This window comes from Thalassobaculum litoreum DSM 18839 (assembly GCF_900102465.1).
GTDB lineage: Bacteria > Pseudomonadota > Alphaproteobacteria > Thalassobaculales > Thalassobaculaceae > Thalassobaculum > Thalassobaculum litoreum.
Map to the genome: position 1 here is coordinate 58,648 of NZ_FNBW01000020.1, position 24,984 is coordinate 83,631.

Here is a 24,984-nt window from a genome sequence, read left to right on the forward strand (position 1 = left end):
AGGATCCTCAGAAGACCGGGCACCTTATAAGACCTGGGACCTCATAAGACCGGGAGCCTCAGAAGAACTGGAACATGTCGGAGGTGAACTGGGCGCTGGTCATCCCCATGATCCGAACGTAGTTGTTGCCGCCGAGATCGATCTCGGCGTCGCCATCCGTATTGTCGCCGGCGGCCGCCCGGATCCCGGCGAAGCTGACCAGCCCCGAGCCGTTGACGTTGGTCGCGATGTGCACGATGTCGCCGGCGGCGACGTCCAGATCGACGATCACGTCGAAGCCGTTGGACGCCTCGATATAGACGGCGTCCCGGCCGAAGCCGGTATAGATCCAGTCGACACCCGCCCCGCCGATCAGGACGTCGTTGCCCGCACCGCCGTCGAGCACGTCGATCCCCACGGAACCGCCGGCAGCGCCGCCATAGAGCGTGTCGTCGCCCTCCCCTCCGTTCAGCCGGTCGTCCCCGACCCCGCCGCAGAGCACGTCCGCATCGGCGCCGCCGGACAGGGAGTCGTCCCCGACGCCCCCTGAGAGGGTATCGTCGTGCCGGTTGCCGACCAGCCGGTCGTCCCCCTCCCCGCCCCGGAGCAGATCGTCCCCCTGGCCGCCGAACAGCGTGTCGTTGCCGAGCTGTCCCGACAGGCTGTCCCCGGCGACATTGCCGTACAGAACGTCATCGTCCTTGCCGCCGTACAGCGTATCGGACTCCTGGCCGCCGAACAGCGTGTCGCTGTCCCGGTTGCCGTAGAGCAGGTCCGCCTGCTGATTGCCGTAGACCACGTCGGCCCCGACGCTGCCGACCACGGTGTCATTGCCTTCTCCTCCGAAGACCCGGTCGTTGCCGCCTTCGCCGTCCAGACTGTCGTCTCCGGAGCCGGAGCCGATCGTGTCGTCGCCATCGCCGCCGAGCAGCGTGTCGTCGCCTTCCCCGAGGGAGATGAACTGGGAGGCGCTGTCCCCCGTCGCGAAGTTGTCGCCGCTGCCGCCGTTCACCGTGGCCGAGCCGATGATGCTGGCGAATGCGATGTTGTCGAGCTGCAGGACTGAACCGACGGGCAGGGACCGCACATCGATGACGAAGGCCTCGGATCCGGCTGCACCGTCGGACTGGGTGCCGGAAATGGCGATCGGGGCCGACAGGCTTGTCACAGTGGCGGTCGGGACGAGTGTGCGCACATCGAGCGTCGCAGTGGTTCCCAGCCGGCTGATGAAGGTCTGCAGACCGGAGATCAACTCCGCGCCGCTCCCGGCCTGCCGGGCATCCGCCGCCGCGAGCAGGGTGGACAGGGCGTCTTCCGGCGTCTGGGCGGCACTCGGACCTTCCGCGATGATCGATGTTTGGGCCGGAAGGGTGGCGGTGACGGCATTTCCGCCGGACCCCGTGTTCTGGACGAGGGATGCAGAGGCGGTCGCCGTGGTGGAGGTGTTCTGGATTGTCTGGGTCTGCGTGGTGACGACCGCCCCGGTGCTGGACGTCGTCGTGGTGGTGGTCGTGTTGGTTGTCGCCGGCACGGACGGTACCGTCGGGGGTGTGGGCGGTGCTGGCGGAACGACCACGCCTCCGCCGCCACCTCCGCCCCCGCCGCTTCCACCACCGCCACCAGAGCCGCCGCCTCCCCCGCTGCTGGGCGGTGCGGCAACGGTCAGGGTCAGCGCTTGGGAGTCCGCCGAGGCATTGCCGGCGGCGTCGAGTTCGCGAATGGTGATGCCATAGCCGCCCGGCGCCAGGGACCGCCCCGTGACCTGATAACTGCCGTCCGCCTCGCTGACAAAACCGCCGATCGTCACCCCGTTCGCCAGCAGGGCGTGCACGGCCGAGGCGGTCGTATTCGTCCCGGAGAAGCTCGGGGTGGCGATTGTCGTGACATTGTCTGTCTGGCTGGCGCCGTCGTCGCTGGCGTCGATCAGATCCGGCACGGCCGTCGCAGGGGGCGCGGCCGGCGCGGTTCCGTCGATCTCGATGGTCATCGTCTGGCCGGACGCCGCCTCGTTCCCGGCAATGTCCTCGGCGACGACGGAGATGGCATGGGTTCCGTCGGCCAGCGCTTCGGAGAAGGTGAAACTCCATGCGCCCGTCGTGCCGGCGACCGTCGAGCCCATTGTCGTGCCGCCAACCAGGATATGGACCAGCGCCGCCACCTCGGCCCCATCGCCCGACACGGTCGGCGTCGCGACATTCGTGAGGTTGTCCGTGGCGCTCGTCCCACTGTCGCTGGTCGCGATCAGGTCGGGCGGCCCCGACGCGGCCGGCGCGGTCGTGTCGACGACGAGACCGAGACTGCTGGAAACCGGCCCGACATTGCCGACCGCATCGGTAACACCGACAGCGACGGCGTAGCTGCCCTCCCCAAGGGTAAGGGCATAGGACCACGACCCGCCCGAGGCGACGACCGTGCCGCTGGTCACGCCGTCGACGATGACATGCACGTGGTCGCCGTCGGTCGCGGAGCCAGTGAGGACCTGGGTGGTGGAGGCGGTAACGTTGTCCGTGGCGGAAACCCCGGCATCGCTCTCCCCCAGCAGGTCCGGTGCGGCGAGGGCGGTCGGGGCGGTGGTGTCCAGGACGACGCTCAGGCTCGGCGAGACCGGGCTGGCGTTGCCGGCCAGGTCCGTCTGAATAACCGTGATGGCGTTGACGCCTTCCGACAGGCCGGAGGTGAAGCTATAGCTCCACGCCCCGGCATCGGTGGCGGTCACGCTGCCGACCGTCACGCCGCCGTCGAGTATATGGAGCCGCGCGCCGGTCTCCGCCCCGGCACCCTGGATCGTCGGGTTCGCGACGGTGGTTATGTTGTCAGAGTTGCTGAGACCTGTGTCGCTGGCGGCGACCAGATCCGGAAGGCCGGGCGCGATCGCCACGGAATCGACCTGCAGAACCAGGGCCGGGCTCGCCGGACCGCGATTGCCCGCCACGTCCTCGAAGAGCACGGTGATGCTCCGGCTACCGTCCGTCAGCGCCTCGGCAAAGGTGAAGCTCCAGGCCCCTACCCCGTCGGCTGTCGCCACGCCGACCTCATCCCCGTCCAGGAGAACGCGGACCAGCCCGCCAGCGGCCACACCGGCGCCGACGATGGTGGGCCGCGTCACATTCGTGATGTTGTCGGTTGCGCCGGAGCCGCTGTCGCTCGCCGGCGACAGATTGGGCTGGTCGGGGGTTGCCGCGGGTGCGGTGGTGTCTACGGTCACCGACAGAGCCTCGGAGATCGGCCCGGTATTGCCGGCCGCATCGGTGGCCCGGACCGCGATCTCGTAGCTGCCCTCCGCGAGGGTGTGGGCATAGGACCAGGACCCGCCGGACGCTAGGACCGTGTTCGAGGTGACGCCGTCGACCAGGACACTGACGATGTCGCCGCTGGCCGCCGATCCCGTCAGATGCTGGATGGCGGCGGTCGTGATGTTGTCGAGGGAGGACACACCGGTGTCGCTGGCGGCCAGGAGGTCCGGCGCGGCGAGGATACCGGGGGCTGTCGTGTCGACGGTCAGGCTGAGCGCCGGCGATGCGGCACCAACATTGCCGGCTAGGTCCCTGCCCTGCACCGTCACGTCGTAGGTGCCCGGTCCCAGCGTATGAGTATAGGACCAGGACCCATCCGTCGCGGTCACCGTGTTGACCGTCCGCCCATCAACGAAGATGCGGATCACGTCGCCGTTTGACGCGGAGCCGGTGAACTGGTGGGTCGGCGAATTGGTGATGTTGTCGGTGGCCGAAATGCCGGTATCGGACGCAGCCAAAAGGTCGGGAGCGGCGAGAGCGGGTGCAGTGGTATCGAGCACCACCGTGAGCCCGGGGCTGGGGGCCGCAGTGTTGCCCGCCACGTCGCTTGCAACGGCGGTAATCACGTTAGGCCCCTCGCTCAGCGGGCTGGAGAATGCATAGACCCAGTCTCCCACCCAATCGGCCACGACACTTCCCAAAGTCACTCCGTCGACAAGCACGTGCACAGGACTGCCTGATACCGCCCCTCCTCCTAAAACTATTGGCAATGCCACGTTCGTTATGTCGTCCGAATTGCTTGAGCCGGCATCGCTGGTAGACCAGAGATCGGGTGCGCTCGCCACTCCCGGCGCCGAAGTATCGATGACCAGCTCAAGCGCGGAGGAACGGGCGCCCACATTTCCGGCCGTGTCCGTCGCCTGAACGGTGATCGCGTAGGATCCTGCCGTCAGCGTGTGGGTATAGGTCCAGGAGCCCCCGACGGCGGTGACCGTGTTGGCCGTTACGCCGCCGACCAGGATGCTGACGATGTCGCCGGACACCGCCGACCCGGAAAACTCCTGAGTCGGCGAACTGGTGACATTGTCGCTCGACGAGACGCCGAGATCGCTCGTCGCCACCAGATCCGGCGGCGCCAGGGTTCGCGGCGGGATGGTGTCAACGTTGAAGGCGGGAACCGCCAGGCCGACATCTTTTTCAGGCGGGGAAGACAATGGGGTAAACAGGTCCGACGGTTCGAGCCGCACCGTGACCGCACCCTCCTCGTAAGGGGTCAGCGTCGAATAGACACGGAAGGCCGAAGCGTCGGGAAACGTCTCCGTCGCCAAGAGTGCCGGATAGACCGCGCGGGCTCGCCGACCAAATGCCAGGGGGATCGTGGCGGTCTCCGGCCACACGCCGCCGAGCGCATCGCCGCCGACCGGTTGGCCGCAGGCCCGGACCGGACAGTCGAACAGCCGCTCCAGCCTTTCGACGAACGCGGCCCCTGAGTCGCCCTTGGCCACCGAGCAGCCGTAGATCAGCAGCTCGGCCCCGACGGCAAGGCGCGATCGGATACTGTCAACATATCCAACCGCGGCGTCCAACGCGGCCTCATCGACAACCGACCCGCACAACCTAAGCGCGCCCGGCGACCCATGGGACAGAATGTGCAGGGCCTTGATCGAGCCGTGCCGTGTCATGGCACTGGCCATTGCCGCCAGACCGTCGCCGCGATGGGGAAGCCAGACAAGCTCGATGCCGTGCCTCAGCCCGCGGATCAGCGCCGCGCTATGCTGTACGTCGCGATCGACGAACAGGAGCTCGCACCCCGCCCCTCTTTGTAAAATAACGATTTTTTCTGCCGAACCCGGATTCAAACACCGCAGTGCCGGCGGCCGAGAATCCGCTCCGACGGGTGGCCCACCCCAGTCAGACATAGGTGCGAGTCGAACGTCCATATGGTGTCTGCCGTGCTTCCGAGATCATCCCGGTTGGGGGGTGTCGGTAGGCTGAGTCGCTGAATCGTTTTAGTAGAATATCTTAATTTATTATATCCTCAATAGTCGTTTTATTGTTCCAAAATTCTCTATTAAAGAGTATAATAGGGTAGTCTGACTATTCAAAATATGAGTATTATATTATTCGGAATTGTGTCCTCCACTGCTGATCGACCCGCCGCTGGAACAGGGCGAAACGAGTGTTGAAGCCCGACAGAAGTGCAGCGCCGACCGTCCGGCCTGGCGCGAGATGTCTGCGAGACGGCTGAATGAACTGGATGCGAAGACTTGCGGGCCGCGAGAGCACGCCGCAATCCCTGCGCGTCGGCAGAGCGAACCGCCTACCACGCGATTTCTAGAGCGATTCACGATCAGATGGAAACATCTGCTCGTGTGAATTTGCTCTATCTTTAATGGGTTAGAGAGCAAATCACGGTTCAGATCGTTTCGATCTGAACCGATCGCGCTCTTGGACATGACTTCTGGGCCAGGCTGTCCCGGAAAGCGGCCGGCTCTTCCGGGACAGCCTGTTGTAAGGCGTCAGAAGGACAGGGAGTCGACCCGGACCACCTGAGGCAGCGCCTTCACCGAGGCGAGAACCGCATCATCGACCCGCTGGTCCACTTCGACCAGGGCGATCGCCTCGCCCCCAGACTCCCGGCGCCCGAGGTGGAAGGTGGCGATATTCACCCCCGCCTCGCCCAACATCGAGCCCAACGCCCCGATGAAGCCCGGCTTGTCATAGTTGCGGACATACAGCATGCGCGGCGCGAAATCGGCCTCCACGCCGATACCCTGCACGCCGACCAGACGCGGCTTGTCGCCGCCGATCAGCGTACCCACGACCTCGCGGGTGCGGGTCCCGGTGGTCACGGTGACGCGCAGCAGGGTCTGATAATCCGGCTCGCGGTCGTGACGGGTGACGCTGATGTCGATGCCGCGTTGATGGGCCATGGTCGGCGCGTTCACCATGTTGACGCTGTCGACCTGAGAGCGCAGCACGCCGGTGATGGCGGCCGCCTTGATCGGGTCTGCGTTCAACTCCGCGGCATGGCCCTCCAACTCGATCTGGATCGAGCGGATGGCGGACCGGGTGAGCTGGCCGCAGAACGACCCCATCAGCTCCGCAAGCCGCATGTAGGGCCGCAGGATCGGGGCCTCTTCCGCCGTGACAGAGGGCACGTTGATGGCATTGCTCACCGCCCCGGTCAGCAGATAGTCGCTCATCTGCTCGGCGATCTGCAGCGCCACCTTCTCCTGAGCTTCCGAGGTAGCCGCGCCGAGATGCGGAGTGCAGACCACATTCGGATGACCGAACAGCACGTTCTCGGTCGCAGGCTCGGTGACGAAGACGTCGAAGGCGGCCCCGGCGACGTGTCCGCTGTCCAGAGCGGCCCGCAGGTCCTCCTCGACCACCAACCCGCCGCGCGCGCAGTTCACGATCCGCACGCCCTTCTTCATCGTGGCCAGCGCCTCGGCATTGATGATGCCGCGGGTGCTGTCGGTCAGCGGGGTATGCAGGGTGATGATGTCCGCCTCGGCGAACAACTCCTCCAGATCCACCTTGCGCACGCCCAGTTCGATCGCGCGCTGTTCGGAGAGATACGGATCATACGCCAGCACCCGCATCCGCAGGCCACGCGCCCGGTCGGCGACGATGGAGCCGATATTGCCGCAGCCGACCAGTCCCAGCGTCTTGCCGGTCAGCTCGACGCCCATGAACTTGGACTTCTCCCACTTGCCGGCCTGGGTGGAGGTATCGGCCTGGGGGATCTGGCGGGCAAGCGCGAACATCATGGCGATGGCGTGCTCGGCGGTGGTGACCGCGTTGCCGAACGGCGTGTTCATGACAACCACGCCGTGCTCGGTCGCGGCCTTGGTATCCACGTTGTCGACGCCGATACCGGCGCGGCCGACAACCTTCAGGTTGCTCGCCCTGGCCAGCACCTCTGCGGTGACCTTGGTGGCGGAGCGGACGGCCAGACCGTCGTACTCGCCGATGACGGAAAGCAATTCTTCGGCCGGAAGACCGGGACGGAAATCGGTGTCGATGCCGCGGGCGCGGAAGATCTCAACCGCCTGCTCGCTGAGCTTGTCGGAAATCAGAACCTTGGGCATGGGGGTCTCCCCTTGGAAGGTCACGGCTCTCGGCCGGACCCTGATTTTGGAGAAGGCCGCTGGGTCCCGGGCAGCCCCCGGATCACATCCGGGGTCTCCCGGGTAACGGGGTGAGTATGGCGCTACCGGAATACCGTCATCCCGGCCCGGGCCCGGACATGATCCGGGGGCCGGGCTGGGACCCAAAGGCTGGCACGGAGGGAACGGTTGTCCTACGCCGCTTTCGCGAGCTCGGACTTCACCTCGCCCCAGGCCCAGTCGAGCCAGGGCAGCAGCGCCTCGATATCGGAGGTGTCCACCGTCGCCCCGCCCCAGATCCGCAGACCCGGCGGTGCGTCGCGATAACCGGCGATGTCGTAGCCCGCCCCTTCAGCCTCGACCAGCGTCGCGATCTTCTTGGCGGCCGCGGCCTGTTCCTCATCGGAGAGGGAGCGGAATGCCGGATCGACGATCGACAGACAGATCGAGGTGCAGGACCGGATCGCCTTGTCGGTGGCCAGAAAGCCGACCCATCCGGAGGCCTCCGCCCACCGCTCGATTGCGGCGAGGTTGGCGTTGCACCGGGCCTTCAGGCCATCGAGCCCGCCGATCTCCTCGGCCCAGGCCAGGGTATCGAGCGCATCTTCCACCGCCAGCATGGACGGGGTGTTGATGGTCTCGCCCTTGAAGATGCCTTCGTTCAGCTTGCCGCCCTTGGTCATGCGGAACAGCTTGGGCATCGGCCAGGGCGGCGTGTAGCTCTCAAGCCGCTCGACCGCCCGCGGGCTCAGCACGAGCATGCCGTGGGCCGCCTCGCCGCCCAGCACCTTCTGCCAGGACCACGTCACCACATCCAGCTTGTCCCAGGGCAGGTCCATGGCGAACGCCGCCGAGGTGGCGTCGCAGATCGCCAAGCCTTCGCGGCCCGCCGGGATCCAGTCGCCGTTCGGCACGCGGACGCCGGAGGTCGTTCCGTTCCAGGTGAAGACCACGTCACGGGAGAAATCCACCTCGGCCAGATCGACGAGCTCGCCATAGGGCGCTTCCAGAACGCGCACGTCGTCGAGCTTGAGCTGCTTGGTCACGTCGGTGACCCAGCCGGCGCCGAAGCTTTCCCAGGCCAGCATGTCGACGCCACGGGCGCCGAGCATGGACCACAGCACCATCTCGACGGCCCCGGTATCTGAGGCCGGCACGATGCCGATGCGGTAGTCGTCGGGAATGCCCAGGATCTTGCGCGACCGGTCGATCACGTCGCCGAGTTTGGCTTTACCGATCTTGGAACGGTGAGACCGCCCGAGGGCGGCGTCGGAGAGTACAGCGGGGCCCCATCCGGGTCGCTTTGCACACGGTCCGGATGAGAACAATGGTACCCGCGGCAGCTGCTGCGGCTTCATGGCTTCATCCTTCAATGTTATCGCTCGTTGGGGAGCGACGGCCCGCCGATGACACTAGGCGGGTTTGTTCACGTGTCAACAGCTCACACGGATGATTTCTGCAGGGCTCGATCGGATCCGCCAGCGAGTTCCATACGACCTTTATCGATTAATTTATGCAAAGCTACCTTCCGAAAATTCACCCCCGGACAGGTGATCCAATTCTTAAACCCCAATATTTCTACAAATTTAAGTCACATTATAAGTATCATAAGCTGCATGTTCGATTTGTTTTTCCCATCGAATAACGCTGAAAACCAAAACTACAACCTAATACTGTATATAAATGAACATTTACATTAGAGCAATAAACACATCATTAATATTTTAAGCCCATAGGTCTCGGCCGAAGAAACTATCTCTGTTCAACCTACAACCGCTGAAAATCAGCCTAGACCAACCCCGAGCCCATCAAAACAAAAGCACCACAACACTGTGCTTTATCTGATGAAGTCGCTCGAAATAAGGATGCCGAGCCATGACGACACTCTCTACCGACCGACCGACCGAATCCGTCCGCACGCGTGACTCCCTCCTTTTCAGGATCCTGGCCGCCTTCGGCTTGGTCATCGCTGTATTCGTCGTGGGTGCGGGCCTCACATTCTTCAACCTGACCCAGATCTCGTCGGACGTGCACAAGTTCGCGGAGATCGCGAGGGAAGCGGGAAGTGCCGCGAAGATCGAGGCGCAGTTCGCCAAGATGAACGGCCATGCCCGAGAGTACGCAAGTCAGGGCAAGGAAAGCGACGCTGAGGCGGTCCAGTCTCTCGCCGCGGAAATCCAGAAGGAGATCGAGGATCTCCGGAGCTACGAGATCCCGGCGGAGATCGCCGGGCGCGTCACCGAAATCGAGCAGGCGGTCGCCCAGTATCAGACCGACTTCGCCGCGGCCGCCGTCCTGGAGCGCGAGTTCAAGCATCTCGTGAACGACCGGATGATCCCGCAGGGTCAGCTTCTCGTCGAAGACATGGACAAGATGCAGAAGGCGTTCGTGACCACGGGCGATCTGAATGCCGCCCTGAAGGCCGGGACGGCGCGCGAGCATCTGCTGCTGCTGCAACTCCATGCCAACAGCCTGGTCGGACACAAGGACACGAGCGTCAAGGAACTGGTGGACCAGGAAATCGCGATCTCCGACGCCGCGCTCGCGGATCTGGAGTTGCTGGCCCGGACCCCGGACACCGTCGCCCTGCTGGACGAGGTGAAGGGCCTGTTCGCCGACTACCGCGAGGCGGTCGAGACGGCCCATAAGGACGAGGTCCAGATCCGGAACATCGTCAACGGTCCCCTTCAGGCCAATGCCGACAAGATCGCCGCTGCCACCGAGACCTTCCTGGAAAAGGCAGTGGCGTTGGAAGCCGCCTTCGAGGAAGACGCGCTGGATCGGATCGTCTGGACCGAGATCGAGGTGGCCGTCGCCAGTCTCATCAGCTTCGCCCTCGGCGGTGTGATCGCCGTGTTCCTGGGACGCCGGCTTTCCGGCACCGCCATCTCCCTGTCGGCCGTGATGGACAGGCTCGCCAATCAGGACTTGTCCGTTGAGGTTCCTGGTGTCGACCGCCGCGACGAGTTCGGTCTCATGTCGCGCGCCGTCGAGGTGTTCAAGAAGAGCATGATCCAGAACCGTGAGATGGAGGAGGCCCAGAAGGCCGAGCAACTGAAGCGCGAGGAACGGGCAAAGCGGATCGAGGAACTGACGGCCGCGTTCGACGCCGGCGTCAGCGAGATGCTGGAGATGGTCTCCTCCGCGACCACCCAGCTCGACGCATCGGCCCAGTCGATGTCGAGCATCGCCGAACAGACCATGGAACGCTCGACCGCGGTCGCCGGCGCCTCGGAGGAAGCAACCACGAACGTGCAGACCGTTGCCTCCGCCGCCGAGGAGCTGTCGGCCTCGATCATCGAGATCAGCAACCAGATCAGCGAGTCGACGCGGATCTCGAGAGAGGCTTCCGTCAAGGCGCAGACCACGAGCGAGGCCGTCGGCGGCCTGGAGACGGCGGCCACCCAGGTCGGCAACATCGTGGACCTGATCAGCGACATCGCCGAACAGACGAACCTGCTGGCACTGAACGCGACGATCGAGGCGGCTCGTGCCGGGGAGGCCGGCAAAGGCTTCGCCGTGGTGGCGACGGAAGTGAAGTCGCTCGCAGACCAGACCGGAAAGGCGACGGTCGAGATCTCCGACAAGGTGGCGCAAATTCAGACCGAGACCGGTCGCGCCGCCGAGGCCATCCGAGAGATCGCCAGCACGGTCCAGCGTCTCGACGAGATCTCTTCGGCAATCGCGGCCGCCATCGAAGAGCAGTCCTCCGCGACCCAGGAGATCGGCCGCAGCGTCCAGGAGGCTGCCCAGGGAACCCAGGAAGTCTCCTCCAACATCGAAGCGGTCAGCTCCGGCGCCCAGGAGACCAGTTCCGCCGCCGCCGAGGTCCGATCGGCGACCAGCGACGTGTCCGGACAGAGCGATCGCCTTCGGACCCAGATCGCGCAGTTCCTGTCCGAGGTGAAGGTCGCCTGATCGGGTCTGACGGAAACGACGACAGGTCCCGGGCCCGCCGCAATTCGAATGCGGCGGGCCCGGCTCCGTTTTGCGACATCCCGCACCTGCGAAAAAGCTCTCTGGACTCGGTACCGGATTGCCCTCAGGCTTTGCCTTCCAAGAAACTCCACCTAAGGAGGGGCTCAATGAACTGGGGACGCATTTTTAGAAAAACCGCGGGGAAGACCGCACTCGCTGCAGCCATCGCGCTGCCCATGTCGCTCGGCTTGAACGCCACCGCGTCGGCCGAAACCACGCTCCGCGTGGTCATGCACTCGGACCTGAAGATCGTCGACCCGATCTGGACGACGGCCTACATGTCCCGCAACTATGGGTACATGGTGTACGACACGCTGTTCGCGATGGACAGCGACACCAACGTCCATCCGCAGATGGTGGACACCTATTCCGTCAGCGACGACAAGCTCACCTACACGATGACGCTGCGCGACGGCCTGAAATGGCATGACGGCGCGCCTGTCACCTCCGAAGACTGCATCGCTTCGATCAAGCGCTGGGGTGCCAAGGATTCGATGGGCCAGAAGCTCCTGGAGTTCGTCGCCGAGTTCAAGGCGGTGGACGACAAGACCTTCGAAATCGTCCTGAAGAAGCCCTACGGTCTTGTGATCGCCTCGCTCGCCAAGCCGAGCTCCAATGTTCCGTTCATGATGCCGAAGCGCGTCGCGGACACGCCGGCCGCCGACCAGATCACCGACTACACCGGCTCCGGCCCGTTCGTCTTCAAGCAGGACGAGTGGAAGCCGGGCGACGTCGCGGTGTTCGAGAAGTTCGACGACTACGTACCGCGCTCCGAGGAGCCGAGCTGGGCCGCCGGCGGCAAGGTCGTGAACGTCGACCGGGTCGAGTGGGTTTCCATCAAGGACCACCAGACCGCGGTCAACGCCCTGCTGGAAGGCGAGGTCGACTATCTGGAAGCCCCGCCCACCGATCTGCTGCCGCTGTTCGAGGGCAACGACGACATCACCGCCAAGATCCTGAACCCGCTGGGCAACCAGTACATGTTCCGGATGAACTGGCTGCATCCGCCGTTCGACAACGTGAAGCTGCGCCGGGCCGCCCTGATGGCGATCAACCAGGTCGACTTCGTCCAGGCCACCATCGGCAATCCTGACTACTACAAGGAATGCCCGGCCATGTTCGTCTGCGGCACGGCCTTCGCCACCGACGCCGGCACCGAGATCGTGGTGAAGTCCGACATCGACGGTGCCAAGAAGATGCTCGAGGAAGCCGGCTATGACGGCACCCCCGTGGTGGTGATGCAGTCGACCGACGTCGACGTGCTGAACAACCTCGGTCCGGTCGCCGCCGACAAGCTGAAGCAGGCCGGCTTCAACGTCGATCTGCAGGCGATGGACTGGCAGACCCTGGTCGCCCGCCGGGCGAAGAAGGAGCCGCCGTCCGAAGGGGGCTGGAACGTCTTCCTGACGTCCTGGACCGCCGCCGACATCCTGAACCCGATCTCCGCCGCCGGCTTCAACGCCGGGTGCGACAAGGCCTGGTTCGGCTGGCCCTGCGACGCGAAGATGGAGGAACTCCGCGAGGCGTTCGCCACCGAGACCGACGAGGGCAAGCAGAAGGCGATCGCGGAAGACATTCAGGAGCGCGCCATGGAAATCGGCACCCACGCCCATGCGGGTCAGTGGTACCAGGTCCCGGCGTGGCGGAGCGACAAGCTGAGCGGTGTGCTCGGCGGCCCGTTCCCGATCTTCTGGAACATCGCCAAGTCCGAATAGGGACGCGGCGGTCCGTCTCCTGACGCTACCTGACGCTGGAGCCATAACCGCATATGTTCGGATTCATCATCCAACGTCTGCTCGCCACCATCCCGGTCCTCGGGATGGTGGCGGTCTTCGTGTTCCTAATGCTGCGGCTCACCCCGGGCGATCCCGCGGCGGTCCTGGCCGGCGACAACGGCTCGCCCGAACAGGTCGCCGAGATCCGCGAAAGCCTCGGCCTGAACGAACCGCTGGTGGTCCAGCTCGGCATCTGGATCGGGAACATCCTGCAGGGCGATTTCGGCCAGTCCTACTTCTTCAAGAAGGACGTCGCCGAACTCATCCTGCTGCGGGTTGAGCCCACGCTGGCCCTGGCGACCACCACCCTGATCTTCACCATCATGGTGGCCGTCCCGATCGGCGTCATCGCCGCCTACAAGCACGGCACCTGGATCGACCGGGCGGTCATGGCCTTCTCTGTGGCCGGCTTCTCCATCCCGGTCTTCGTGCTGGGCTACATCCTGATCTACCTGTTCGCCATGCAGATCGACCTGTTCCCGGTGCAGGGATACAAATCGATCACCGACGGCTTCTGGCCGTTCCTGCACCGCCTGATCCTGCCCAGCATCACCCTCAGCGTGATCTACATCGCGCTGATCGCCCGCATCACCCGGGCCAGCGTGCTGGAGGTCCTGGGCGAGGACTATATCCGCACCGCCTACGCCAAGGGGCTGACGCCCAACGCCGTACTGCTCAAGCACGCGCTGCGCAACGCGGCGGTGCCCATCGTCACCGTGATCGGCATCGGCATCGCCCTGCTGATCGGCGGCGTGGTGGTGACGGAGAGCGTCTACAACATCCCCGGCCTCGGCCGCCTGACCGTGGACGCCGTACTCGGCCGCGACTATCCGACGATCCAGGCGATCATCATGGTGTTCTCGTTCGTCTACGTGATGATCAACCTGCTGGTCGATCTTACCTACAGCCTGCTTGACCCGAGGATCCGCTATTGACCGAGGGCACGGAAAATCTCGTCGACTCCGCCGCCTCGGCGGACGCGGCCTCGCGCCGGGCGACCGTCTGGGAACAGCTCGTCCGCAACCCCAGCGTCATGTTCGGCGCCATCGTCCTCGGCCTGATGGTCCTGATGGCGCTCTGCGCGCCGCTGCTCGACACCATGGATCCGAGTTCGATCGATCCGGCCTGGCGCAATAAGAACCCGGGCGTGGAGCATCTGAAGACCTTCTCCGACGGCACCGAGCGGGAATGGACCTACCGCATGGGCACCGACACGCTCGGCCGCGACACCTATAGCCGGGTGATCTACGGCGCCCGCGTCTCGCTCGCCGTCGGGATCGTGGTGGCGGTGCTGTCGCTCGCCATCGGTCTGGTGATCGGCCTGGTCTCCGGCTACATCCGCTGGCTCGACACCATCGTCATGCGGGTGATGGACGGGCTGATGGCGATCCCCGGCATCCTGCTCGCCATCGCCCTGGTGTCGCTCGCCGATGCCGGGCTGGTGACGGTGATCCTGGCGATCACCATCCCGGAGATCCCCCGCGTGGTGCGGCTGGTGCGCTCCATCGTGCTGTCGATCCGCGAGGAACCCTATGTGGAGGCGGCGATCTCCGTCGGCACCCGGGTGCCGCTGATCCTGATCCGGCACGTGCTGCCGAACACCATCGCGCCGCTGATCGTCCAGGGCACCTATATCTGTGCCTCGGCGATCCTGGTGGAGGCGATCCTGAGCTTCCTGGGTGTGGGCATCCCGCCGGAAACGCCGACCTGGGGGAACATCATGGCCGAGGGACGGCTGCTGTTCCGCGTCTACCCGCACAACATCATGTTCCCGGGCATCTTCCTGGCGATCACGGTGCTGGCGGTGAACATGCTCGGCGACGGGCTGCGCGACACGCTCGATCCCCGCATGCGCAAGCGGCTGTAGACCATGACAGATCAGACCAGCACCCCGCCGATCCTGGAGATCGACAACCTCACCGTCGATCTGCCGGACGGCAACGACCGCCGGCATGCGGTGGACGGCGTCTCCATCTCCGTCGGTCCGCGCGAGATCGTCTGCCTCGTCGGCGAGTCCGGCTCCGGCAAGTCGGTCACCGCGTTCAGCGTGATGGGGCTGCTGCCGAAGGGCCAGCTCACGCCCAGCGGCGGCGCCATCCGGCTGATGGGCGAGAACGTGTTGGAGGCCAGCGACGAGCGGCTGCGCGAGCTGCGGGGCGCCCGCATGTCTATGATCTTCCAGGAGCCGATGACGGCCCTGAACCCGACCATGACCTGCGGCGACCAGATCGAGGAGGTGCTGACCACCCACACCTCGCTCGACCAGGCAGCGCGCGAGGCCAAGATCCTCGACATCCTGGAGCAGGTGCAGCTTCCCGACCCGCCGCGCATGGCGGCCTCCTACCCGCACCAGCTGTCCGGCGGCCAGCGTCAGCGCATCATGATCGCCATGGCCCTGGTGCTGGAGCCGGTGCTGCTGATCGCCGACGAGCCGACCACCGCGCTCGACGTGACGACCCAGGAACAGATCCTCAAGCTGATCAAGGACATCCAGCGGACCCACGAGACGGCGGTACTGTTCATCACCCACGATTTCGGCGTGGTCGCCGAGATCGCCGACCGGGTCGCGGTGATGCAATGGGGCAAGGTGGTCGAGGAAGGTCCGGCCGAGGCGGTGCTGAAACGGCCGCACGAGCCCTATACCAAGATGCTGATCGGCGCGGTGCCGAGCTTCACCCCGCATGGCCGCGCGCGGGAGGCCAAGGCGCCGGTCGTGCTGGCCACCGACGCGCTGTGCAAGACCTACGGCGGCGGCGGGTTCTTCCAGAAGGCGCGGGCCGTCAACGCCGCTCAGGATGTCAGCATCGAGGTCCGCCGCGGCGAGACCCTGGGCATCGTCGGCGAATCCGGCTCCGGCAAGTCGACGGTGGCGCGCTGCATCGCCCGGCTGATCGACCCGACCTCGGGCCATATCTATTTGCACAACGACGACATCGCCCAGGCGTCCCAGACCCGCCTGCGCGCCCTGCGCCGCCGGGTGCAGATCATCTTCCAGGACCCCTACCGCTCGCTCAATCCGCGGCGCACCGTCGGCGCCTCCATCGTCGAGGGGCCGATGAACTACGGCATGGGCGCGAAGGAGGCCTACGAGCGCGCCCGCTCGCTGATGTCCCTGGTCCGCCTCGACCCGGGGGCGCTGGATCGCTTCCCGCACCAGTTCTCCGGCGGCCAGCGCCAGCGCATCTGCATCGCCCGGGCGCTCGCCATGGAGCCGGACCTGCTGATCGCCGACGAGGCGGTCTCTGCCCTCGACGTCTCGGTGCAGGCGCAGGTGCTGGAACTGCTGGACGACATCCGCCGCCGGCTCGACCTCGCCATGCTGTTCATCACCCACGACCTGCGCGTCGCCGCCCAGGTCTGCGACACGGTCGCGGTGATGCACCGCGGCCGGGTGGTCGAATACGGCGAGGCGGCGGAGGTGTTCGGCAACCCGCAACACGACTATACCCGCGCCCTGTTCGCCGCCGCCCCGGGCCGCGGCTTCGACTTCGGCAGTGCGGCTGCGCTGGCCGCCGGGTGACCATCGTGGAAGCCGCTGTTCGGAACCCGAGGAGTGGCGCCGCGTTGTATCCGCACTGATGAAATTAATGGGCGGGTATCGACATGACGATTCTGCGACTTCTTCTGACCATTCTTTTACCGCCGGTGGGCGTCTTCCTGACGGTCGGCATCGGCGCTCAGTTCTGGATCAACATCCTGCTGACCATCTTGGGCTATATCCCCGGCATCGTTCACGGCGTCTGGGTCATTGCCAAGCGAACGCCGTCCGATCCGTGAATGCCGGCTGCGGCGGCATCGGTTGGTGCCGCCCGACACGTCCCACGACGCGTTCCCGGATCTTCCTGACGGTGCTCCATCTGCTGGTCGCCGCATCCTTTCTCGTTGGGATGCCAGCAGGCTTGGCCCCTGCACTCGCGCAGGGCGCTTCCGGCGTCGACGCGCCTTCCGAGGCGCCGCGTGCCATCGCGGTAGAGCCGGTGGCCAGGGACGACGCGATCGCGAAGCGCATCGACAGCATTCTGGATGCCACCGGCTGGTATCGCGGCGTCGAAGTCCAGGCACGCGAAGGCGTGGTCTTCCTCGACGGCAGCACCCAGAGCGACGAGCATCGCACCTGGGCGCGTAACCTCGCGGCCAATACCCAGGACGTGGTCGCCGTCGTCAACCGGATCACGGTCACACCCAAGAGCGACTGGTCCTTCGCCCCGGCGCTGAACGAGGTTCGCGCCCTGATCTACAAGGCGGTGGCGAGCCTGCCGCTGATCGCCCTGGCGCTGGTAATCCTGCCGATCGCCTTCTACGCCGCCGTCCTGATCGGTCGGGTCGTGGATTGGGCACTGAGCCGACAGGTCGACTCCCCGTTCCTGCGCAGCGTCATCGCCCGCACGGTCTCGATCCCGGTCTTCCTGATCGGGCTCTATATCGTGCTGCAGGTTGCCGGCCTCACCCAGCTCGCCCTGTCGCTGCTCGGCGGCGCCGGCGTGGTCGGCATCATCGTCGGTTTCGCCTTCCGCGACATCGCCGAGAATTTCCTCGCCAGCCTGCTGCTCAGCATCCGCCAGCCGTTCCGGCGCGGCGACTACATCGCCGTGGGCGGCCAGGAGGGCACGGTGCAGAGCATGAACACCCGAAGCACCCTGCTCCTGTCGCGCGAGGGCAACCACATCCAGATCCCCAACGCCTCGGTATTCAAGAGCACCATCGTCAACTTCAGCGCCGCGGCCGCCCGTCAGGAATTCCTGGAGATCGGCATCGGCTACGAGGTCTCCGTCGCCGCTGCCCAGGAGATCGTCCGCAGGGTGCTGGCCGGACACACCGCCGTGCTGGCGGAGCCGGAGGAGCCGCTGGTTCTGGTCCATTCCCTGGGCAGTGCCACGGTCAACCTACGCGCCTATTTCTGGTTCGACGGCCAGGCCTATTCGGTTCTCAAGATCCGCTCGGCCCTGCTGCGGCTGATCAAGAAGGCGCTGACCGAGGCGGGTATCTCCATGCCGGACGAGGCGCGCGAGGTGATCTTCCCCCAGGGCGTGCCGATCATCTCCATGGATGGGGGCTCGGGTACCACCCCCTCTCCCGGGCCGGCATCCCGACCGCCGGAGCCTTCGGCCGCCGCGCCGGCCAAGGAGTCGGGTGCCCCGGCCACCGCCTCGGAGGGCGATCTGGAGAACGACACGGAATCCGTCGAGCGCCACGCCGCCGGCGCGGATATTCCCGAGGCGTCCCAGGATCTGCTCGCCGACGGCGACCGCAGGCTCTGAGGCGACCGCCGGCTCTAAGCCCCTCCGGTCGCGGCGCTTACCCGCCGGCGATCCCCAACGTCTCCAACCCGACGGCCAGCAGGACGCCGAACACCGGGATGATGGCGAGGCCCGCCAGCGCGAACAGGCCGTCTCGGGTCAGCAGACCGGCCGCGATCAGCAGAACCGCACCGCCGGCGACCGAGGAGGAGAACGGGATGAACTCCAGGAACGGCATCGCCAGGCCGCAGAACAGGCAGACGACCTCCAGCACCGTCCGGCCCGGCGGATCGATCAGCCACCTCAGCCGGGCCCGGGCATGGTCGTCCATCCAATGGGCGATCTTTGCGAGCCTGCCGACCGCCCCACGCGCGCGCTTTCCGCTGATGGTGCGCCGGCCGATGACGCCGGGGATCCACAGGCGGCCGAGCCTGGGAAACACCATCTGCGCCGAGATGATGACGATGATCGCACCGCAGAACGAGGACAGCAGGGGCACACCGGACAGCGGCGACATCACCGCGAGCGAGGGAACGACCAGCAACGGCAGGTAGGACCGACGCCCGAAGGCCTCCAGCACTTCGCCGACCGTAACCCGATTGCCCTGGGCAGTGTCCGCCATGCGGTCGACGATATCGCTCATCGGATGGTCGGACGTTGGCTGCCCGTTCGTATCCGATTTGTCCGGTTCCAATGTAGATGCGGTCATGGCGACCTCGACACTGCTCCGATGAAAAGGCATGGCCCGCCGGGCACCACCGCCCTTGGCGGCCGCGACCGACCGGCACCCGATGCTCCAGGCGGCGGCCCTGCGGGAGGCCGCGGGCCCGACGTTTCGTGGTGAAAGTCGAACGCCCCGGCGGGAGCGGGGTTCCCGAATCCTTAGGGGGCAACGGGGGCACAACCGACGTCTTACGAACAACCGGCGGCGGTCCTTTCGTTACCCGCCCGTCGCAGACCGTCGTATTCCCTTTATTGACGCCGCATTTATTCTGGTGTCCCGTGTTCTGAATTCAGAATACGGAAACGGACATGCAGTCCCTCGCCGCAAAGCTCGATCTGACCGCCCAGGCGCATCAGGCCATCCGGGATGCCATCATGGCGATGGACCTGGCGCCCGGAACGCCGCTGGCGCAGGAGGATCTGGCCGAGCGGCTCGGGGTCAGCCGCCAGCCCGTAAGCCACGCGCTGGTGCTTCTGAGGCGCGAGGGCCTGGTGGTCGACCGCGGCCGCAAGGGCCAGATGGTGGCGCCGATCGACCCCGACCGACTGCTCGCCCTGTACCAGGTGCGCGGCGCCATCGACCGGCTGGCCGCCCGGCTTGCTACCACCCGGCTCGATATGTCCGACACGCCGTCCAAACGCTTCCAGCGCCTCATCAAGGACGGGTGGGACGCCTGCACCAGCGGCGAGATCGACGCCCTGGTCAAGGCCGATCTCGCCTTCCATCAGGCGATCCACGCGCTCTCGGGCAACGACGAGATCGAACGCACCGCCGCCGGCTTCTGGCCGCATATGGTCCGCTCCATGCGCGTGGTCCTCGAGGACAGCAAGGGCCACGGAGCAATCTGGCGCGAGCACGAAGAGATCGCCGAGGCCATCCTCTCCGGCGATCCGGTCAAGGCGGGCCATCTGGCCGCCGACCATGCCGAACGGACGGGCGAGCTGACCCATCAACGACTGAGCCGGCCCTAAGACCGGCGGACTTCAAACAAATAAGAAGCCAACACGGAAGGAAACGCCATGAAACTCAGCGCCGAAGACCTCAAGAAATTCGACGAAGAAGGCTACCTGTTCTTCCCCGGCAAGTTCACCCCGCAGGAAGCCGCCCTGATGAAGCAGGAAGCCGACAAGATCTACGCGATGGACCGCAAGGAGGTCTGGCGCGAGAAGTCCGGCGTGGCCCGCACCGCCTTCGCCGCCCATACCTATAACGAGACGTTCCGCCGTCTCGGTGCCCATCCGCGTCTGGTTGAGCCGGTGCAGCAGCTCCTCGACGGGTCGGTCTACATGCACCAGTTCAAGATCAACGCGAAGGCCGCCTTCGACGGCGATGTCTGGCAGTGGCACCAGGACTACGGCACCTGGGCGCGCGACGACGAGATGCCGGAGCCGCGCGCGATGAACATCGCGGTGTTCCTGGACGACGTCACCGCCGCCAACGGCCCGCTGCTGTTCATCCCGGGTAGCCACAAGCAGGGCGTGGTCGAGGCCGGTCACGACCTGGAGACCACCTCCTATCCGCTGTGGACGCTGGACCGCGAGACGGTCTCGGCCCTGGCGGAAAAGGGCGGCTGCGTGGCGCCGACCGGTCCGGCCGGCAGTGTGCTGCTGTTCTCATCGCTGCTGGTGCATGCCAGCCCGCCGAACATCTCGCCGCTCGGCCGCACCATCGTCTATCTGTCGCTCTGCCACGTGGACAACCACATCCGCGCCTTCAAGCGCGACGAGTGGATCGCCCATCGCGACTTCACGCCGATCTCCGCCCTGGAGGACGACTGCTTCGACGAGCTGGTCGCCGGTCAGCTCCAGGCGGCGGAATAGGCGACGATGTATATCTATCAGGACCTTCTGGCCCGCGCCCAGGCCGGCACGCCCGTGCGTGTCGGCCTGATCGGCGCCGGCAAGTTCGGCAGCATGTTCCTCTCCCAGGTCCCGACGACGCCGGGGCTTGAGGTGGCCTGGATCGCCGACCTGTCGCCGGACCGCGCCCGGGCCGCCTGCCGCTCGGTCGGCTGGCCCGACGACCTGATCGCCAGGACGACCGTCGAAGACGACGCCCGCAGGCTGATCGCCTCCGGGGCGGCGGATGTGGTGGTGGAAGCCACCGGCGTGCCGTCGGTCGGCCTGGTCCACGCCCGCGAGGCGATCCGCAACGGCGTCCACATCGTCATGGTCAATGTCGAGGCCGACGTGCTGGCCGGACCGCTCCTGGCGGAGGAGGCACGTCAGGCCGGCGTGGTCTATTCCATGGCCTATGGCGACCAGCCGGCGCTGACCTGCGAGATGGTCGAATGGGCCCGCTCCACCGGCTTCGACGTCGTCGCCGCCGGCAAGGGCACCAAATTCCTGCCGGCCTATCACGCCTCGACGCCGGACACGGTCTGGGACCATTACGGGCTGACCGGCGAACAGGCCGCGGCCGCCGGCATGAACAGCCAGATGTTCAACAGCTTCCTCGACGGCACCAAGTCGGCGCTGGAGATGGCGGCGATCGCCAACGCGACCGGCCTGACCCCGCCGCCGGATGGGTTGATGTTCCCGCCGGCCGGCATGGACGATCTCGCCCATGTGCTCCGCCCCAAGTCCGAAGGCGGCCAGCTCGCCGCCAAGGGACAGGTGGAAGTCGTCTCTTCCCTGGAGCGGGACGGCCGGCCGGTCTTCAAGGACCTGCGCTGGGGCGTCTACGTGGTCATCGAGGCGCCGAACGACTACGCCGCCGCCTGCTTCCGGCAATACGGCATGAACACCGACGCCACAGGACGGTATTCGGCGATGTACAAGCCGTTCCACCTGATCGGCCTGGAGCTCAACGTGTCGATCCTGTCGGCGGCGATCCTGAAGCGTCCGACCGGCTCGACCCAGGGCTTCCGCGGAGACGTGGTGGCGACGGCGAAGCGCGACCTGAAGGCCGGCGACATGCTGGATGGCGAGGGCGGCTTCACGGTATGGGGTAAGCTCTACCCGGCGGAGACGTCCCTGAAGATCGGCGGCCTGCCGATCGGCCTCGCCCACAATGTCAAGCTGAAGGCCGATATCAAGACGGGACAGCCTATCCGGTGGGTCGATGTCGAGGCGGACGAGAGCAGCGAGGCGATCCGCATCCGCCGCGACATGGAGCGCCGGTTCGGCCGCAAGGGGATGGCGGCCTGAAGCCAGGCGCGCCCCCGGAGGGTCCTGGGCTTCCGGCGTAGCTTGGAAACGGAACGTGCCGCCCCAGGGATAAGGGGCGGCACGTCAGGCCGTCAGGCCCGGGTCAGTAGAAGCCGAAATAGCTCTCGTTCAGTTCAGAACTGTGGATGCCGATCAGGCGGACATAGTTGCCGCCGAGATCGATCTCGACATTGCCGTCCACATCGTCCGTCGCCCGGGCGATGACATCGGCAGCGGTGCTGATCGCCTGGCCGTTGAGATTGGCCTGGATCATCAGCTGGTCGCCGGCCGACACGTCGAAATCGGCGACAACATCGAAGCCGTTCATCGCCTCGATATAGATCCGGTCGGCACCGGCCCCGGTGTAGATCCAGTCGATCCCCAGCCCGCCGTAGAGCGAGTCGTCGCCGGCGCCGCCCGACAGCACGTCGAACGAGCCGTCATGGGATCCGTCGTCGCTCGACAGGCCGCCCTTCAGGACGTCGTTGCCGGCTCCGCCGACCAGGATGTCGGCGCCGTTCTCGCCGTACAAGACGTCGTCACCGGCACCGCCGTACAGCGTATCCAGGCCGTTATTGCCGTAGAGCACATCCGCATCGGCGTTCCCGTAGAGCACGTCCTGATGCTGACCGCCATAGAGCGTGTCGGCGTCCTGACCGCCATAGAGCGTGTCGTAGCCCATGTTGCCGTAGATCACGTCGCTCTGCTGATTGCCGTAGACGACATCCTCGTTGGCGCCGCCATAGAGCGTGTCCTCCTCGGTACCGCCGAACACAAGGTCATTCTCCTGGTTGCCGTACAGGATGTCCTTGCCGCTGCCGGAGCCGATCGTGTCCGCCCCGGCACCGCCGTACAGGGTGTCGTCGCCGACGCCGAGCGAGATGAACTGGCTGTTCTCGTCGCCGGTGACGAAGTTGTCGCCGTTGCCGCCGGTAACCGTGGACGAGCCCATGATCGAGGCGAACTCGATGTTGTCGAGCTGCAACGTGCTTCCCGTCGGCAGCGAGCGCATGTCGACCACGAACGCCTCCGACTGGACCGTGCCGTCCGACGACGTGCTGCCGGTGATGACGATCGGGCTGCTCAGCGAACTCGAGGTCGTCGTCGGAATGATCGTGCGAACATCCAATGTGGTCGTTGTCGACAACCTCCGGAGGAACGTGTCGGCGCCGGTCGTCAACTGCTGGGTGGAGGCAGAGTTCCGCCCCGCAATCGCGGCGTTCAGGGTCTCCACGGACGAGGTGCCGATGGTCGCGGTCGCCGGGCCCGAAGAGGTGATGGAGACCGACGCCGGCAGGGTCGCGGTGACGACGTTGCTGTTGTTCCCGGTGTTCTGAACAATCGGCGCCGTGCCAGCCGTGGATCCGTTGTTGGTGATCGTGCGGTCGCCGCCGGTCGTGTTCGTCGGCGTGCTGTCGGTCACGACCACGGTTCCACCGCCGGAGGACCCGCCGGAGGACCCGCCGCCGCCACTGTCGCCGCCACCACCACCGGTCGGCGGTGCAACCAGGGTGATCGTCGTGTTGCCGCCGGCGAAGGTCGCGCTGAACGTCCCGCTGCCCGAGGTGATGCCGGTGAGCGTGGTCGCGACACTGCCGCTGATGTCGATCGTGCCGCTGGCGGCCGTGCCATTCAGCGCCGACAGATCCTTGCCCGTGACGACGATGCTGTCGCCGACCGCAAAGTCGGAGATCGTGTCGGTGTTGAAATCCGAAGCACTGCCGGTGAACGTGTCGTTACCGGCACCGCCGACAAGAGTGTCTTGCCCGCTCCCGCCGCTGATCACGTCGGCACCGTCGCCGCCGTAGAGCGTGTCGTTACCGGCGTCGCCCAGCAGAGTATCGGTACCAGCGTTGCCATAGATCAGATCCGCGCCGGCCCCGCCCGACAGCGTGTCGTTGCCGGCACCGCCGGACAAGACGTCGCTGCCGTTGCCGGCCCGCAGGACATCATCACCGGCGCCGCCCTTGAGACTATCGGCACCGCTCCCGGAGATGAGGGTGTCGTTGGCGCTACCGCCGGTCATGGAGAAGGTGCCGTCGGTCTCGGCCGACCCGTCCCAGTTGATGGCGGACGTGTTGGTCGAGCCGTTGACCGTCATGGTCTGGCCGGACGCCACCGTCCCGTCATGAGTCGTGACCGATTGCGCGCCGGCGGTGATGTTGACGGTTTCGACATTGGTCAGGGTCGTCGCGTTGAGCGTGACCGTCTGCGCCGCCGAAATGTTCAGGGCGTCGGTCCCGGCAAGACCGTCGATCGTATCGCCGGCGTTCAGAACATTGGTCGCGTTGGCGGTCAGAACATCGTTGCCGGTGTCCAGCGTCGGGTTGTCGGCTCCGGCGGTCAGGGTGAAGGAGACCGGCGGCGCCGTCAGCGTGATGGTCGTGTTTCCACCCGCGAGAACCGCCGAGAAGACTCCGCTGGCACCGGTGATGCCGGTCAGGTTCAGGTTCCCCGATCCGGTCGCGATGGTCGCCGCCGCCGACTGGCCGTTCAATGCCGTCAGGTCGGCACCGGTCACGACAATGCTCTCGCCGACGGTAAGATCGGTGATCGTGTCGCCCGCCAGCTCGGCAGCGCTGCCGCGGAAGGTGTCGGTTTCCGAGCCACCGGTGAGGTTGTCGACCCCGGCACCGCCGCTCATCGTGTCGGTGCCAGCACCACCGTTAAGCGTGTCGGACCCGGCGCCGCCGACCACCAGCTGGTTTCCGGCCGAGCCGGTGACCGCCAGATTGGCGGTCCCCGGTGCCGTCAGCGTACCGGTGAAGGCCGCCCGCTGGGCCGCCGTCATGGT

At 65.9% G+C, this 24,984-nt stretch carries 15 protein-coding genes; 10 read left to right on the top strand and 5 right to left on the bottom strand.

What is annotated here, in order from left to right:
* Nucleotides 1-58 precede the first annotated feature (58 nt).
* The 3 genes from BLS34_RS23380 to BLS34_RS23390 form a co-directional block, all read right to left on the bottom strand.
* The gene (locus BLS34_RS23380; RefSeq protein WP_093154310.1) at nt 59-5,152 is read right to left on the bottom strand and encodes an Ig-like domain-containing protein; all 5,094 of its coding nucleotides are present in this window, start codon (nt 5,150-5,152) and stop codon (nt 59-61) included.
* A 579-nt stretch (nt 5,153-5,731) separates the two neighbouring features.
* Nucleotides 5,732-7,309: a phosphoglycerate dehydrogenase gene (gene serA / locus BLS34_RS23385; protein ID WP_028795306.1), complete on the bottom strand. Its 1,578-nt coding sequence runs from the start codon at nt 7,307-7,309 to the stop codon at nt 5,732-5,734.
* A gap of 212 nt (nt 7,310-7,521) precedes the next feature.
* Nucleotides 7,522-8,685, bottom strand: coding sequence for a phosphoserine transaminase (locus BLS34_RS23390; RefSeq protein WP_093154312.1), 1,164 nt, complete (start codon nt 8,683-8,685; stop codon nt 7,522-7,524).
* A 517-nt stretch (nt 8,686-9,202) separates the two neighbouring features.
* Between BLS34_RS23390 and BLS34_RS23395 the strand changes: the two genes are divergently transcribed.
* The 7 genes from BLS34_RS23395 to BLS34_RS23425 all read left to right on the top strand — a co-directional run bounded on the left by BLS34_RS23395 (nt 9,203) and on the right by BLS34_RS23425 (nt 18,338).
* A complete protein-coding gene (locus BLS34_RS23395; protein ID WP_093154314.1) occupies nt 9,203-11,245 on the top strand; it encodes a methyl-accepting chemotaxis protein in 2,043 nt (680 codons plus the stop codon).
* A gap of 167 nt (nt 11,246-11,412) precedes the next feature.
* Entirely contained in the window at nt 11,413-13,020 is a 1,608-nt protein-coding gene (locus BLS34_RS23400) for an ABC transporter substrate-binding protein (protein WP_038015151.1), read from the top strand.
* A gap of 53 nt (nt 13,021-13,073) precedes the next feature.
* The gene (locus tag BLS34_RS23405) at nt 13,074-14,015 is read left to right on the top strand and encodes an ABC transporter permease (RefSeq protein ID WP_093154316.1); all 942 of its coding nucleotides are present in this window, start codon (nt 13,074-13,076) and stop codon (nt 14,013-14,015) included.
* Nucleotides 14,012-14,947 carry an ABC transporter permease gene (locus tag BLS34_RS23410; protein WP_028795310.1) on the top strand — a complete coding sequence of 312 codons (936 nt, stop codon included), beginning with the start codon at nt 14,012-14,014 and terminating at the stop codon, nt 14,945-14,947. The genes BLS34_RS23405 and BLS34_RS23410 overlap by 4 nt, the downstream gene beginning before the upstream one ends.
* 3 nt (nt 14,948-14,950) lie before the next feature.
* Complete coding sequence (locus BLS34_RS23415) at nt 14,951-16,600, top strand: ABC transporter ATP-binding protein (protein ID WP_093154317.1); 1,650 nt, start codon at nt 14,951-14,953, stop codon at nt 16,598-16,600.
* Between the two features lie 83 nt (nt 16,601-16,683).
* Nucleotides 16,684-16,857 carry a YqaE/Pmp3 family membrane protein gene (locus BLS34_RS23420; RefSeq protein ID WP_038015152.1) on the top strand — a complete coding sequence of 58 codons (174 nt, stop codon included), beginning with the start codon at nt 16,684-16,686 and terminating at the stop codon, nt 16,855-16,857.
* Between the two features lie 122 nt (nt 16,858-16,979).
* Entirely contained in the window at nt 16,980-18,338 is a 1,359-nt protein-coding gene (locus BLS34_RS23425) for a mechanosensitive ion channel family protein (protein ID WP_175474360.1), read from the top strand.
* 37 nt (nt 18,339-18,375) lie between these two features.
* Here the strand turns inward: BLS34_RS23425 and BLS34_RS23430 are convergent, their stop codons facing one another.
* On the bottom strand, nt 18,376-18,960 hold the full coding sequence (locus BLS34_RS23430) for an exopolysaccharide biosynthesis protein (protein ID WP_028795313.1): 585 nt from the start codon (nt 18,958-18,960) through the stop codon (nt 18,376-18,378).
* A 389-nt stretch (nt 18,961-19,349) separates the two neighbouring features.
* On the opposite strand from BLS34_RS23430, the gene BLS34_RS23435 reads away from it, so the two are divergent.
* Genes BLS34_RS23435 through BLS34_RS23445 form a run of 3 tightly spaced genes read left to right on the top strand, consistent with a single transcriptional unit; the run spans nt 19,350 to nt 22,190 of the window.
* Nucleotides 19,350-20,012 (top strand): GntR family transcriptional regulator, encoded by a 663-nt coding sequence (locus BLS34_RS23435; protein ID WP_093154323.1) that lies wholly within the window; start codon nt 19,350-19,352, stop codon nt 20,010-20,012.
* Between the two features lie 48 nt (nt 20,013-20,060).
* Nucleotides 20,061-20,861: a phytanoyl-CoA dioxygenase family protein gene (locus BLS34_RS23440; RefSeq protein ID WP_028795315.1), complete on the top strand. Its 801-nt coding sequence runs from the start codon at nt 20,061-20,063 to the stop codon at nt 20,859-20,861.
* Between the two features lie 6 nt (nt 20,862-20,867).
* Nucleotides 20,868-22,190 (top strand): NAD(P)H-dependent oxidoreductase, encoded by a 1,323-nt coding sequence (locus BLS34_RS23445; protein WP_093154324.1) that lies wholly within the window; start codon nt 20,868-20,870, stop codon nt 22,188-22,190.
* Nucleotides 22,191-22,293: 103 nt separating this feature from the next.
* Here BLS34_RS23445 and BLS34_RS23450 read toward each other — a convergent pair.
* On the bottom strand, nt 22,294-24,984 hold a 2,691-nt coding region (locus BLS34_RS23450), incomplete at its 5' end, for a beta strand repeat-containing protein (protein WP_175474361.1).

What these genes read in the sequence shown, in the direction of transcription:
- BLS34_RS23405 (WP_093154316.1), top strand. Translation starts at nt 13,074, where the DNA reads ATGTTCGGATTCATCATCCAACGTCTGCTCGCCACCATCCCGGTCCTC.
- BLS34_RS23430 (WP_028795313.1), bottom strand. Translation starts at nt 18,960, where the DNA reads ATGAGCGATATCGTCGACCGCATGGCGGACACTGCCCAGGGCAATCGG.
- serA (WP_028795306.1), bottom strand. Translation starts at nt 7,309, where the DNA reads ATGCCCAAGGTTCTGATTTCCGACAAGCTCAGCGAGCAGGCGGTTGAG.
- BLS34_RS23445 (WP_093154324.1), top strand. Translation starts at nt 20,868, where the DNA reads ATGTATATCTATCAGGACCTTCTGGCCCGCGCCCAGGCCGGCACGCCC.
- BLS34_RS23440 (WP_028795315.1), top strand. Translation starts at nt 20,061, where the DNA reads ATGAAACTCAGCGCCGAAGACCTCAAGAAATTCGACGAAGAAGGCTAC.
- BLS34_RS23395 (WP_093154314.1), top strand. Translation starts at nt 9,203, where the DNA reads ATGACGACACTCTCTACCGACCGACCGACCGAATCCGTCCGCACGCGT.
- BLS34_RS23380 (WP_093154310.1), bottom strand. Translation starts at nt 5,152, where the DNA reads ATGGACGTTCGACTCGCACCTATGTCTGACTGGGGTGGGCCACCCGTC.
- BLS34_RS23435 (WP_093154323.1), top strand. Translation starts at nt 19,350, where the DNA reads ATGCAGTCCCTCGCCGCAAAGCTCGATCTGACCGCCCAGGCGCATCAG.
- BLS34_RS23420 (WP_038015152.1), top strand. Translation starts at nt 16,684, where the DNA reads ATGACGATTCTGCGACTTCTTCTGACCATTCTTTTACCGCCGGTGGGC.
- BLS34_RS23415 (WP_093154317.1), top strand. Translation starts at nt 14,951, where the DNA reads ATGACAGATCAGACCAGCACCCCGCCGATCCTGGAGATCGACAACCTC.
- BLS34_RS23400 (WP_038015151.1), top strand. Translation starts at nt 11,413, where the DNA reads ATGAACTGGGGACGCATTTTTAGAAAAACCGCGGGGAAGACCGCACTC.
- BLS34_RS23390 (WP_093154312.1), bottom strand. Translation starts at nt 8,685, where the DNA reads ATGAAGCCGCAGCAGCTGCCGCGGGTACCATTGTTCTCATCCGGACCG.